Origin of the sequence: Pectobacterium peruviense, assembly GCF_003312355.2 — a bacterium.
Classification (GTDB): Bacteria; Pseudomonadota; Gammaproteobacteria; order Enterobacterales; family Enterobacteriaceae; genus Pectobacterium; species Pectobacterium peruviense.
Genome location: NZ_CP161826.1, coordinates 3418769 through 3431612, shown reverse-complemented (window position 1 = coordinate 3431612; position 12844 = coordinate 3418769). Strand labels below are relative to the sequence as shown.

11 protein-coding genes are annotated in these 12844 nt (G+C 54.6%); 3 read left to right on the top strand and 8 right to left on the bottom strand.

All coding sequences use genetic code 11. From position 1 onward, the window contains the following. Window positions 1-29: 29 nt before the first annotated feature. A complete protein-coding gene (gene ybfF / locus DUT67_RS15540) occupies window positions 30-797 on the bottom strand; it encodes an esterase (protein WP_113632313.1) in 768 nt (255 codons plus the stop codon). A gap of 273 nt (window positions 798-1070) precedes the next feature. Here ybfF and seqA point away from each other — a divergent pair, with 273 nt between their 5' ends. Beyond that, on the top strand, window positions 1071-1607 hold the full coding sequence (gene seqA / locus DUT67_RS15535; RefSeq protein WP_048259300.1) for a replication initiation negative regulator SeqA: 537 nt from the start codon (window positions 1071-1073) through the stop codon (window positions 1605-1607). 114 nt (window positions 1608-1721) lie between these two features. After that, on the top strand, window positions 1722-3365 hold the full coding sequence (gene pgm, locus DUT67_RS15530; protein WP_048259301.1) for a phosphoglucomutase (alpha-D-glucose-1,6-bisphosphate-dependent): 1644 nt from the start codon (window positions 1722-1724) through the stop codon (window positions 3363-3365). 64 nt (window positions 3366-3429) lie between these two features. Here pgm and DUT67_RS15525 read toward each other — a convergent pair whose 3' ends face one another. The 7 genes from DUT67_RS15525 to kdpF form a co-directional block, all read right to left on the bottom strand. Beyond that, window positions 3430-3858 carry an EamA family transporter gene (locus DUT67_RS15525; RefSeq protein WP_048259302.1) on the bottom strand — a complete coding sequence of 143 codons (429 nt, stop codon included), beginning with the start codon at window positions 3856-3858 and terminating at the stop codon, window positions 3430-3432. Window positions 3859-3940: 82 nt separating this feature from the next. Continuing rightward, window positions 3941-4621: a two-component system response regulator KdpE gene (kdpE, locus tag DUT67_RS15520; protein ID WP_048259303.1), complete on the bottom strand. Its 681-nt coding sequence runs from the start codon at window positions 4619-4621 to the stop codon at window positions 3941-3943. 5 nt (window positions 4622-4626) lie between these two features. Then, a complete protein-coding gene (gene kdpD, locus DUT67_RS15515) occupies window positions 4627-7374 on the bottom strand; it encodes a two-component system sensor histidine kinase KdpD (protein WP_113627330.1) in 2748 nt (915 codons plus the stop codon). A gap of 227 nt (window positions 7375-7601) precedes the next feature. After that, the gene (kdpC, locus tag DUT67_RS15510; RefSeq protein ID WP_113632314.1) at window positions 7602-8177 is read right to left on the bottom strand and encodes a potassium-transporting ATPase subunit KdpC; all 576 of its coding nucleotides are present in this window, start codon (window positions 8175-8177) and stop codon (window positions 7602-7604) included. Window positions 8178-8189: 12 nt separating this feature from the next. Further along, window positions 8190-10334, bottom strand: a complete 2145-nt coding sequence (gene kdpB / locus DUT67_RS15505; protein WP_113632315.1) for a potassium-transporting ATPase subunit KdpB — start codon at window positions 10332-10334, stop codon at window positions 8190-8192. A 15-nt stretch (window positions 10335-10349) separates the two neighbouring features. After that, a complete protein-coding gene (gene kdpA / locus DUT67_RS15500) occupies window positions 10350-12038 on the bottom strand; it encodes a potassium-transporting ATPase subunit KdpA (RefSeq protein WP_113632316.1) in 1689 nt (562 codons plus the stop codon). Then, a complete protein-coding gene (kdpF, locus tag DUT67_RS15495; RefSeq protein WP_039290783.1) occupies window positions 12038-12127 on the bottom strand; it encodes a K(+)-transporting ATPase subunit F in 90 nt (29 codons plus the stop codon). The genes kdpA and kdpF overlap by 1 nt, the downstream gene beginning before the upstream one ends. A gap of 410 nt (window positions 12128-12537) precedes the next feature. Between kdpF and DUT67_RS15490 the strand changes: the two genes are divergently transcribed. Next, window positions 12538-12744 carry a YbfA family protein gene (locus DUT67_RS15490; RefSeq protein WP_011092929.1) on the top strand — a complete coding sequence of 69 codons (207 nt, stop codon included), beginning with the start codon at window positions 12538-12540 and terminating at the stop codon, window positions 12742-12744. The last annotated feature ends 100 nt before the right edge of the window (window positions 12745-12844 follow it).

Sequence of the window (12844 nt, the reverse complement as noted above, 5' to 3'; positions counted from 1 at the left end):
ATGAATCCGCCAGTGTGCGTACCGTCTGGTTAATTCGCGTCCAGAAAACGGTGGATAGCACGCAAAACCGCATCAGGTTTTTCTGAGTGAACCCAGTGGCCAGCGCCGCTGATGACATGTGCACGCGCGGTTGGGAACTGGCGCAGCAGTGAATCACGGTATCGATCGTCCAAATAGGGGGAATCACCGCCACGAATGAACAGTATTGGTCCTTGCCAGGCCGGAACCTCTTGCCAGCCCACGATGTTTTCGTACTCATCCCACAACACTGGCACATTAAAACGCCACTCTCCCTGCTGGAAAGATTTCAGCAAAAACTGAATTACCCCTTCTTCTTTTATATGCTGGCGCATGAGTGCTGTCGCTTCGGTTCGTGATGTCAGACCGGCTTCCGTTACGGCGCGTAGCGCAGCGAAAATGGTGTCGTGGCGGCGTACCTGATAATCCACTGGTGCGATATCAATCGCGACTAGCTTGTCCAGCCGTTCGGGAATCAGTGCGCTGAGCGCCATGGCCACTTTTCCGCCCATCGAATGGCCAATGACAATAGCGCGTTCGATGTTCAGCTCGTCCAGCAGCGCCAGCACGTCCTGCGCCATTGCGGGGTAGTTCATCTGCGATGAACGCGGCGACAAACCGTGATTGCGTAAATCGATTTGCAGAATGTCATGCGTATTTTGCAAATCTCGACCCAATACACCAAGGTTATCTAATGTGCCAAACAGGCCATGAATCAGGACAACAGGGAGTTTATCTGTGGGCTGGTGCGCATTTTGCCAGCGATGATTCAATTTCATGGTGAAGTTCATTCAGAGAGACATGGGCTTAGGGTATCATGACTTTAGAATCGATGTTGTCACTGAAGGAACAGCATAGCTACTCGAAGGAATGTGAAAGGCATTGGGGCATAGTCTGACTTTTGGTATTGTCCCATTATGCCGCTGTTCGATAATGTTTGAACGCCTGTATAATCCTTTTGATTTGAGTCATCTACCCACCGATGTCGGGTTGCAGGAGGGAAACGCCTCTGTAATTTGCATGATAATGGGTAAAAACAGCACTGGATAAAGATGAAAACTATTGAAGTCGACGAAGAGCTTTATCGTTATATTGCCAGCCACACACAGCATATTGGTGAGAGCGCATCGGATATTTTACGGCGCATGCTGAAATTTACTGCTGGGCAGCCTATCGCAGCGCCAGCAGTAGAGGCGACGGCAACGGTGATATCTCAGCCTGCCGCTGCGCCAAGTCCGCGCGATCGGGTACGAACCCTTCGTGAGCTGCTGCTGTCGGATGAATACGCTGAACAGAATAAGGCTATTAATCGCTTTATGCTGGTTCTGTGCACACTGTATACCTTGTCGCCACAGGAATTTGCTGCCGCGACGGAATCGCTTCATGGCCGCACCCGAGTCTACTTCGCGGGCGACCAACAGACATTGCTTCAGCATGGCACACACACAAAGCCTAAACATATTCCGGGCACGCCATACTGGGTGATTACCAACACGAATACTGGCCGTAAACGTAGCATGGTTGAGCACATCATGACGACGATGCAGTTACCTGCGGAACTGACAGAAAAAGTGTGTGGAACCATCTAATCATCTATTTATGCCCTAAATAATTCGAGTTGCGCGAAGTCAACGCACGGATTAAGGGGATAACATTAACCACTTATCTAACAACACTAACTACAGCGTTAGGGAGAAGCGCCAATGGCTAATCACCCAAGGGCCGGACAGCCTGCCCAGCAGAGCGATTTGATTAATGTGGCACAGTTAACGTCACAATATTATGTGCTGCGCCCAGAAGTCGGCAACACAGCGCACGCGGTGAAATTCGGTACGTCGGGCCATCGTGGTAGCGCGGGGCGTCATAGCTTTAATGAACCGCACATTTTGGCGATTGCACAGGCGATTGCTGAAGAGCGCAAAAAGCAGGGCATCAGCGGCCCTTGCTATGTAGGTAAAGATACTCACGCGCTCTCTGAGCCGGCATTTATTTCCGTGCTGGAAGTGTTGGCTGCTAACGGTGTGGACGTCATCGTTCAGTTGGATAATGGTTTTACCCCAACGCCTGCGGTGTCTAACGCGATTCTGGTTCACAATCGTCAGGGCGGTGCGCTGGCGGACGGCATTGTGATTACGCCGTCCCATAACCCGCCGGAAGATGGCGGCATTAAATATAATCCACCGAACGGCGGCCCTGCGGATACCAACCTCACCAGCGTGATTGAGACGCGGGCGAATGCGTTGCTGGCAGATGAACTGCGTGACGTGAAACGCATTACGCTGGATCAAGCGTTGCAAAGCGGGCATGTCCACGAGCAGGATCTGGTTCAGGCCTATGTAGAAGGTCTGGCTAGCGTGGTAGACATGGCGGCGATTCAGCGCGCCGGTCTGAAGCTGGGCGTCGACCCGCTGGGTGGTTCCGGTATTGCCTACTGGCAGCGCATCGCAGAGCATTACAAGCTGGATCTGACGTTGGTTAACGATGCTGTCGATCAGACATTCCGCTTTATGTCGCTGGATCATGACGGCGTGATCCGTATGGATTGCTCGTCAGAGTTCGCTATGGCTGGGCTGCTAGCGCTGCGTGATAAATTTGATCTGGCGTTTGCCAACGATCCTGACTATGACCGTCATGGTATTGTCACCCCGGCAGGGCTGATGAACCCGAACCATTATCTGGCGGTGGCGATCAACTATCTGTTCCAGCATCGTCCACAGTGGGGACAATCTGTTGCCGTCGGCAAAACGCTGGTATCCAGTGCGATGATCGATCGCGTGGTGGCAGATTTGGGCCGCAAGCTGGTGGAAGTACCGGTTGGCTTCAAATGGTTCGTTGACGGTCTGTATGACGGCAGCTTTGGCTTCGGCGGTGAAGAAAGCGCGGGAGCTTCTTTCCTGCGCTTTGACGGTACGCCGTGGTCGACGGATAAAGACGGGATCATCATGTGTTTGCTGGCAGCAGAAATTACTGCCGTGACGGGTAAAAACCCGCAGCACCATTATGATGAGCTGGCACAACGCTTTGGTGCGCCGAGCTACAACCGTATTCAGGCTTCTGCAACGCATGCACAAAAAGCCGCGCTGTCTAAACTGTCGCCTGAGCAGGTATCAGCCAGCACGCTGGCAGGCGATCCGATTACTGCTCGCCTGACCGCTGCGCCGGGCAACGGGGCATCGATTGGTGGCCTGAAAGTGATGACGGAGAACGGCTGGTTTGCTGCGCGTCCTTCCGGTACGGAAGAAGCCTACAAGATCTACTGTGAGAGCTTCCTCGGGGTCGAACACCGTGAGCGCATCGAGAAAGAAGCGGTAGAGATTGTTAGTGCGGTGCTGGCAAGCGCCAAATAAGTGAAAAAGGCGCTGCTTGCAGCGCCTTTTTTAATCTCGTACAACCAGAAAATGCAGAACACCTTTATCCTAACGCAACAAGTAGTGCGCCCACCGAAATGAGTGCAACGCCGGCTCCCGCCACCAGTGAAATTTTTTCTCCCAGCAGGATGACTGCCAACACGACGGCAAATACCACGCTGAGCTTATCGATTGGCGCGACCTGTGCGACGTTACCGGTCTTCAACGCGACAAAGTAAAACAGCCACGACAAGGCACCCGCGACGCCACTGAGCACAATGAACAACAGCGCTTTCTTATTGGCAATAATCTCGCCGACTAGCACCAGCTTACCTTGTGCGACCACCACTCCCACCAGAAAAAGTGCCATGATGACGGCACGAATTGCGGTCGCCGTATTAGCGTCCAAATTTTGCAAACCGATCTTGCCAAATATCGCGACCATCGCGGCGCATACCGCAGACAGCAAGGCGTAAATCAACCAACTACTCATGACGATGTATTCCTGAAGAAATGACGGGCACGTACCGCGGGAGAGATTCTCCATGGACGTCGCCTGATACAGAAAGATGATTTTACGGCATAAATCGATAACCGATAGCGGTTTCAGTCAATAGATGGCGCGGTCTGGCGGGGTCGCTTTCCAGCTTCTGGCGCAGATGCCCCATATAAATACGCAGATAGTGGCTGTGCTCGACGGCGTTTGGCCCCCAGACCTGCGTCAGGAGTTGGCGCTGCGTCAGTACTTTACCTGGGCTAGCGAGTAAGGTTGCTAGCAGACGAAATTCGATGGGCGTCAGGTGCAACTCCTGACCATCGCGATTTACCTGTCGGTTAAGTAAATCGACGGTGATCGTACCGAAACTCACCAGCGGTGTTTCCTGCTGGGTATGGCTGTGGCGACGCAGCGCGACGCGCAGTCGAGCCAGCAATTCGCCGATGCCAAACGGTTTGGTTAGGTAATCATCGGCACCTGCGTCCAGTGCGTCTATTTTATCCTGCTCGTCAGTACGGGCAGACAGCACAATGACAGGCAGGCTGCTCCACTGGCGTAAATCACGGATGTAGTCGATACCGTTGCCGTCCGGCAGGCCTAAATCGAGAATAATCAGATCGGGTTTACGGGTGGCCGCTTCTAACAGGCCGCGCTGCATCGTTTCTGCGTCAAACACGCGGCAGCCTTCGCCTTCCAGCGCCTGACGTACAAAACGACGGATCTCTTTTTCATCTTCAACGATCAGAATAGTGGCCTGCAATGGATTCAGTGCTCCTCAATATCTTCCGGTTCGAGATCCGGTGGTGCCGACAAGGGTAGGGTGAAATGGAAGGCTGCACCGCCACTTTCCGCATTCGTTGCCCAGATACGGCCGCCGTGAATTTCCACAATTGCCCGGCAGATGGCTAGCCCCAGTCCGACACCGGGAATCGATGACTCTTTGTGGCCGCGGGAGAATTTATCAAAAATCATGCTTTCCTGTCCGTGCTCAATCCCTGGGCCATTGTCCTGCACGATGATTTCCAGTTCGTTTTCCTGCGTATCGGTTTGCGTGATGGTATTTATTGAAATAACGCTTGCTGAAATAGCGATCGTGGCCTGCTCTCCGGCGTACTTCAGCGCATTCTCCAACAGGTTAATGAACACGCGTTCCACTAAGCTGGCATCACAATAAACCAGAACCATCTCATCAGGTAGATTAACCTGAATGGTGTTTTTCGCCAGTGCGGTTTCCAGCTGTTGCAGGGCACTACCGATTAACTCCTCCGGCGTTTGCCACTCTTTGCGCAGGTTAAAACCATCCGACTGAATGCGCGCCATATCGAGCAGGTTATTTACCAGCCGCGTGGTGTTCAAAATGTGCTGGCGGATCTGGTTAGCCTGCTGGGCATAAGGCGAACCTTCGCTTGCCAAATTCAGCGTCAGAATTTCAGCCTGACCAAAAAGCACCGTCAGTGGAGTGCGTAAATCGTGCGAAAGTGCAGCAAGCAGCGAGTTACGCAATTGCTCACGCTCGGCATCCAGTCGGGCATTTTCCGTACTCTGCATCAGATGCAGACGTTCCAGCGCATTGGCGATCAGCACGGTAAAAGTTTCCAGCAGGCGCTGCTGCTCGGGAATCATCAACTGCCGCGCGTTATTGGGTTCTATCGCCAGCACACCGAAGATTTGCTGCGTGGTGGCGAGCGGCAGAATCTGATACGACACGCCGGGCAGGGTGGATGTTCCCGCTCCGGCAGGCGCACGATGATCGAAGCTCCAACGAGCGATAGCGTTATCGACAATCAGTTGGTGATTATCCCGCGCAGGTTGCGGCAAGTCGGGCGAGGTGTGATGCAGGCTATCGGTCAGCAGAACTGCGATCTTTGCCTGAAACGTGGTGCTAAGAAAATGCTGGCTGGCTTCGACGATATCGGCGCTGGACAGGCTGCGGTTCAGCGCTTTGGACATCTCATACAGATGACGGACGCGCTGCTCGCGATAACGGGCGACTCTGGCCTGATAGCGCACGCCTGCCGTCAGGTTACCGACCAGCAGGCCGACGCCGAGCATCACGGCAAAGGTCACCAGATATTGGGCATCGGATACGGCAAATGTGCCGCGTGGCAGAATAAAGAAGAGATCGAAACTGGCGACGTTGATGACAGCAGCGAATACCGACGGCCAGCGGCCAAAGAAAAGCGCGACAACCACGACGGCCAACAGATAGATCATCACCAGATTGACCGGCTCCAGCATGGCAAACGGCGACCACGACGCGAGCAGAGTGATAAAGGCACACAGTAGCGTTGCCAACCCGCAGCCGAATAACTGCATGCGCCATTTTTCTACCAGCCCGCGCGCATCGGGCGTTTTAATCGGTGCGGCAGACACGTCGTCCTGCACGGCGACCACAACCAGATCGAGATCGGGCCCCAGTCTGCCGAGTCGTTCGGCAAAACGCGTGCGCCACCACCAGCCGAAACGCTGCTCCACATGACGACCAATGACGATTTTTCCGAGGTTATGTTCACGCGCGTAGCGCAGGACGGCAAGCTCTTCATCGGGTTCGGACAGCGTAACGGTTTCGGCTCCGAGATCCTGCGCCAGTTTTAATGCACGTAAAATGGCACGTCGCTGCGGTTCGGGTAAGCGATGCAGGCGCGGCGTTTCGACATAAACGGCGTGCCAGGCACTGCCTAGGCGCGCCGCTAACCGTGCTGCTGTACGCACCAGTTTTTCATTGCCCGTGCCGTGGCCGATGCATAACAGAATAGCGTCGCGGGTATGCCAGACCTGCTCGCGACCTTGTCCGGCACGCATAGCGCGCATTTGATCGTCAACCCGATCGGCCATGCGCCGTAGTGCCAGCTCGCGCAGGGCGATCAAATTGCCTTTACGGAAAAAATTCTCGACGGCACGTTCGGCCTGTAGTGGCAAATACACTTTGCCTTCATTCAAACGCTGCCGCAGGTCGTCTGGCGGCAGATCTACTAAAATGACTTCGCTAGCCTGATCGAAGATCGGATCTGGCACCGTTTCTCGCACCCTGATCCCGGTGACGCCGCCGACCACGTCATTCAGGCTTTCCAGATGCTGAACGTTCACCGTAGTAAAGACGTCGATACCGGCATCGAGCAGTTCCTGCACATCCTGCCAGCGCTTGGGGTGGCGCGAACCGTTGACGTTGCTGTGCGCCAATTCGTCGATCAGAATCAGTGCCGGACAGCGTGCCAGCGCGGCATCCAGATCGAATTCGACAGTATGGCGACCGTGATGACGAAGATGTTTGAGCGGCAGTTGCGGCAACTTATCCAGCAGCGCGGCGGTTTCGCTACGTCCGTGGGTTTCGACCACGCCAACAAGAATATCCAATCCCTGCGCCCGTAGCCGTTGCGCTTCCTGCAACATGGCATAGGTTTTCCCTACGCCCGCGCAGGCGCCAAAGAAGATTTTCAGCTTCCCACGCGGTGGCGCACCCACCTGTGCGAGCAGGCTATCGGGATCTGGGCGGCGATCTTCACCGTCAATCATGGTCTATCCCTTATTGGAGCGGCCTGAACAGTTGCCAGGCCGCAGCAAAGACGGCGGGGAGTCTGGCTCCCCGTATATACCCTAAATAATTCGAGTTGCATGAAGGCGGCAACCGCGCGAATCCCCAGGAGCTTACACAAGTAAGTGACTGGGGTGAGTAAGGGCAGCCAACGCACAAGCAGCTTGAAGTATGACGGGTATAATAATTAATAGTAACGCACTGTCGATTATGGCAGCGGTTTTTCCTTATCCAGTGCTAAATTCAGCAACAGAACATTGATCGCTGGCTGCCCGATGAAGGCGGGCTTGCTGGTCTCAGTAAAGCGATCGATCAATTGCTGTACCTGCTGGAGCGACATCCCTCTGGCCTGCGCGATGTAGAGCGCCTGATAGCGTGCCGCCTCTGGAGAAATCTGCGGATCCAGCCCGCTGCCGGATGCCGTCAACAGCTCAACTGGAACCGGCTGCTGATTGCCGATGGCCTGATGCCAGTAAGTGGCGCGTTCACCAATCTGTTTATCCAACGCCGGATTGCTGGCGGCCAAGTTGCTACCGCCGGACGCCAGCGCGTTATAAGGTGCATCTGACGTCGCGGAAGGACGCCCCTGAAAATAGCCAGCCTGACTGAATGACTGCCCGATCAGGGATGAACCGATGACGGCATTGTCACGATAAATCAGCGAGCCGTTTGCCTGTGTCGGGAATAGCCACTGTGCCAGCACGGTCGTCAGCAGTGGGTACGCCAAACCAGTAAACAGCAGCAATAACAAGAATAAAAACAAAGAAGAACGTAAATAGCGCATACCCGTCAGTCCTTAAGCCAGATTCAGTCCGGTCAGTAACATATCAATGAGCTTGATACCGAGGAACGGCACCAGCAGCCCGCCAAGACCATAAATCCACAGATTGCGACTTAACTGTGCCGCCGCGCTCATGGGTCGATAGCTAATCCCTTTAAGCGCCAGCGGGATCAGAAATACGATAATTAACGCATTGAAGATCACCGCCGACAGCATGGCCGATGTGGGGGAATGCAACTGCATCACGTTTAGCGCATTGAGCTGCGGATAGGTGGCAGCAAAAGCGGCCGGGATAATGGCGAAATATTTCGCCACGTCGTTGGCGATACTGAACGTCGTCAGCGAGCCGCGTGTCATCAGCATCTGTTTGCCGATATGCACCACTTCAATCAGCTTGGTCGGGTTGGAATCCAGATCGACCATGTTGCCCGCTTCTTTCGCTGCTTGCGTACCGGAGTTCATGGCAACCGCCACGTCGGCCTGCGCCAGTGCGGGAGCATCATTGGTGCCATCGCCAGTCATTGCCACCAGCCGACCTTCGGCCTGATATTGGCGAATCAACGCCAGCTTGGTTTCCGGTGTGGCTTCCGCCAGAAAATCATCGACGCCTGCTTCTGCGGCAATGGCTGCTGCCGTAAGCGGGTTGTCGCCAGTGATCATCACGGTTTTGATCCCCATGCTGCGCAGTTCGGCGAAGCGTGCCTTGATACCGCTTTTCACGATATCTTTCAGCTCCACCACGCCAAGCACGCGTTTGCCTTCTGCAACGACCAGCGGCGTCCCTCCACTGCGTGCGACGTTGGATACCGCTTCCTCGACCTGATGCGGGAAATCGCCATTATTTGCTTCAATGTAGCGACGCAGAGCATCAACAGCGCCTTTACGAATGGCACGTTGGCCGAAATTGACACCGCTCATACGCGTCTGGGCGGTAAAGGGAACAAAGGTCGCGTCCAGTGAACGTAAGTCCTGTTCCGCCAGGTTAAAGCGCTGCTTTGCCAGCACCACGATGCTGCGGCCTTCGGGGGTTTCATCCGCTAAAGACGCGAGACGTGCGGCGTCAGCCAGCGCCTGCTCGGTGACGCCCGGTGCAGGCAGGAAAGCCGAAGCCTGGCGGTTACCCAACGTAATGGTGCCAGTCTTATCAAGCAGAAGAACGTCGATATCGCCCGCTGCTTCGACTGCCCGACCGCTGGTGGCAATGACGTTCGCTCCCAACATTCGGCTCATCCCCGCTACGCCGATAGCCGATAGCAGGCCACCGATAGTGGTCGGGATCAGACAGACGAGCAGGGCGACAAGTACCGTCACGCCGACGATATCGCCGCTGTGATTAGCCTGTACACCAAACCATGAAAACGGGTAGAGCGTGGCCGTGACCAGCAGGAAGATGAGCGTTAACTCGATCAACAGAATGGTCAGTGCGATTTCGTTTGGCGTTTTACGACGCTGCGCCCCTTCGACCATGGCAATCATTCGGTCGAGGAAGGTTTCGCCGGGGTTGACGCTACACTGAATCACCAGCCAGTCGGACAGCACGCGCGTACCACCAGTGACGGACGCGAAATCACCACCGGACTCGCGGATTACTGGGGCGGATTCCCCAGTAATGGCGCTTTCATCGACGGACGCGCCGCCTTCCAGCACCTCACCGTCGCACGGGATGGTTTCACCCGCGCTCACCAGTACGAGATCGCCTTTACGCAGGCTGTCGGCTGGAACCGATTCCGAACTGGCATCGTGATTGGGTGCAGAGAGCTTGTTCGCCCAACTGGTTTTCTTTACGCCTTTCAGCGCGTTTGCCTGTGCTTTACTGCGACCTTCCGCCAGCGCCTCGGCCATGTTGGCAAATAGCACGGTAAACCATAACCAGAGTGATACCAGCCCGGTAAACACGGCATTGCCTTCCGTTTTACCCGCCAAAATAGCCAGCCAGACGAGGGTCGTCAGCATGCTGCCAAGGTACACCACAAACATGACCGGGTTGCGCCACTGCACGCGCGGGTCGAGTTTCTTCAGCGCATCTTTCAGCGCCGAGCGGATTAATGTTCTGTCAAACAGCGTTTGCTGCTTACGTTTGCCAACGTGGCGGGAGGCCTCACCCTGTTGAGATGAGGTCGGTTCCTGTGTTGCCTGATGATTCATCGTGTGACGAGTCATAAAGAGTCTCCAGCCTTAGTGAGTCAGGCCGAACTGTAAATGTTCAGCAACTGGCCCTAACGCCAGTGCAGGGATAAATGTCAGTGCGCCAATCAGCAGAACGATAGCGATGAGCATGCCGATAAACAGCGGGCTGCGCGTAGACAGTGAACCTTTGCTTTCTGGCTGGCGCTTTTTCACGACCAGCGAACCGGCGATCGCCAGCACGGGCACCATAACGGCAAAACGGCCCAGCAGCATGGCGACAGCGAGCAAGACGTTATAGAACGGCGTATTGACGCTCAGGCCAGCAAATGCGCTGCCGTTGTTGTTCGCGGCGGAAGATACGGCATAGAGCACTTCACTGAAGCCGTGCGCGCCGGGGTTCAGAATGCCGCTGCGACCGGCTTCTGTACTCAGCGCCAGCGCGGTGCCGAGCAACACCAGTGCGGGGGGAATCAGAATCGCCAGCGCCGTCATCTTCATCTCATAGACTTCGATCTTTTTGCCCAAATATTCCGGTGAGCGACCAATCATCAGGCCAGCGATAAAGACGGTCAGAAGCACGAACAGCAGCATGCCGTACAGCCCAGAGCCGACACCACCGAATACCACTTCGCCAATCTGCATCAGCCACATGGGAACCATGCCGCCGAGTGCCGTGAAGGAGTCGTGCATGGCGTTCACCGCACCTGTCGACGTCGCCGTGGTGACAACGGCATACAGGCTGGAAGTCAGAACGCCAAAACGTGTCTCTTTGCCTTCCAGATTTGCCGCGCTGTCCGCCCCTAATGTCAGTAGATGCGGGTTACCGGTGACCTCCATTTTCATCACGACGGCCGCGGCGACGATAAAGATCAGCGCCATCGCCCACAGCAGCGCATGGCCCTGACGCTTGTCGCCGACGGCTTTACCAAAAGCGAAGCACAGCGCAGTAGGAATCAGCAGGATCGCCAGCATTTGCACGATGTTGCTGAGTGCCGTCGGGTTTTCAAACGGATGCGCCGAGTTTGCGCCAAAGAAACCGCCGCCGTTGGTACCCAGCAGTTTAATCGCTTCCTGTGAGGCGACCGGCCCCATCGGCAGCGTTTGGGCTGTGCCGCCCAGCGTGGTCAGATGTTGATAAGGCAGCAGATTCTGCAACACACCCTGACTGACGAAGAACAGCGCCAACAGCAGGGATAGCGGCAGTAACACGTACAGCGTGATACGCAACAGATCGAGCCATGCGTTGCCCAGTGTATCGACACAACGACGGGAAAATGCGCGGATTAACGCGAAGGCCACCGCAATACCGCTGGCGGCGGAAAGGAAGTTTTGTACCGTTAGGCCGACCATCTGACTCAGGTAGCTCAGCGTATTTTCACCGCTGTAAGCCTGCCAGTTAGTGTTGGTGACAAAGCTGACGGCCGTATTTAACGCTAAATGCCACGACAGACCTGGCATATTTTCTGGGTTAAGCGGCAGATAGCCCTGCGCCATTAACAGCACAAATAGGACGATAATGCCGATCAGGTTGAGGGTCAAAATAGCCGCAGCATACTGCTGCCAGCGCATCTCCGTTGTATCCAGAGCGAAGAAGCGCGCCGTCCCCGTTTCGAATTTTTGCAGGAACATCCCTGTTTCGCCCTCAATCAGGCGAGCCAGTCCGCTACCCAACGGTTGGGCTACGATCAGCACAGTGAGCAGCAGGCCAAAGATCAGTAAAAAAGCGTCAGCGGCCATCAGAATTCCTCCGCCTTCAATAAGGCATAAACCAGATAGGCCAGTAACAGCAGCACGAGTAGGCCGCCTAAGACGATGCTAAGCGTCACAACACACCTCCAGAACAAAATAGACAGCATCAGGGTAGGAAAACGCAGGAAAAGAAGGTGCAAATTTCCCGCCTGTGGGCGTAAAAAAAGTATAAAAATGGAGTGAAAAGTAGACGCTGGAGGTGGTGATGGGGTTACGGTGCGAACAAAATCGTCTGTGGCGAGAAGGTGGGAGTAAATTGATCCAATCTAAAAACCATAAATTAACTAATGGTAAGTTTATTTTTAACCTTGTTGTAACTTAATGACGTGATGGCGAAAAAAGTTGGCGATTATTTCATCTTTTACTGGTCAGATGAGTAGTAAACTTTCAGAAAAGGCGGTAAAATTTTAACCAATGTCACAGTTCTTATTTTATCGTTATGAAAAGCGCTTCTGAAAAAGAGTGCTTATCCCAGAGGAGGATCGTTATGTCGCTTTATACTACTTATCCCTTGCACCGTATTCTCCTGCGTCGCGCTGCCGTGATTGCTATCGGCGTGCTGGCGTTACCGGTGATGCTGTTTCGCCGCGATCGGGCGCGTTTCTACAGCTATTTACACCGCGTCTGGCTGAAAACCAGCGATAAACCGGTATGGATGGCGCAGTCCGAAGCCGCCGCCTGCGATTTCTATTAATATTATTGATGTTGTCGTTGACCACCCTGTGCGTGTAATGGTGACGTCAGCACATTGCGTACTGACGTCACTCGTTTGAAAAAACATCACATTTAACGGC

Bases quoted from the DNA above. Each gene is read 5' to 3' on its own strand.
- DUT67_RS15490 (WP_011092929.1), top strand. From the start codon at position 12,538: ATGTCGCTTTATACTACTTATCCCTTGCACCGTATTCTCCTGCGTCGC.
- pgm (WP_048259301.1), top strand. From the start codon at position 1,722: ATGGCTAATCACCCAAGGGCCGGACAGCCTGCCCAGCAGAGCGATTTG.
- kdpC (WP_113632314.1), bottom strand. From the start codon at position 8,177: ATGCGCTATTTACGTTCTTCTTTGTTTTTATTCTTGTTATTGCTGCTG.
- kdpB (WP_113632315.1), bottom strand. From the start codon at position 10,334: ATGACTCGTCACACGATGAATCATCAGGCAACACAGGAACCGACCTCA.
- ybfF (WP_113632313.1), bottom strand. From the start codon at position 797: ATGAAATTGAATCATCGCTGGCAAAATGCGCACCAGCCCACAGATAAA.
- kdpD (WP_113627330.1), bottom strand. From the start codon at position 7,374: ATGATTGACGGTGAAGATCGCCGCCCAGATCCCGATAGCCTGCTCGCA.
- kdpA (WP_113632316.1), bottom strand. From the start codon at position 12,038: ATGGCCGCTGACGCTTTTTTACTGATCTTTGGCCTGCTGCTCACTGTG.
- DUT67_RS15525 (WP_048259302.1), bottom strand. From the start codon at position 3,858: ATGAGTAGTTGGTTGATTTACGCCTTGCTGTCTGCGGTATGCGCCGCG.
- seqA (WP_048259300.1), top strand. From the start codon at position 1,071: ATGAAAACTATTGAAGTCGACGAAGAGCTTTATCGTTATATTGCCAGC.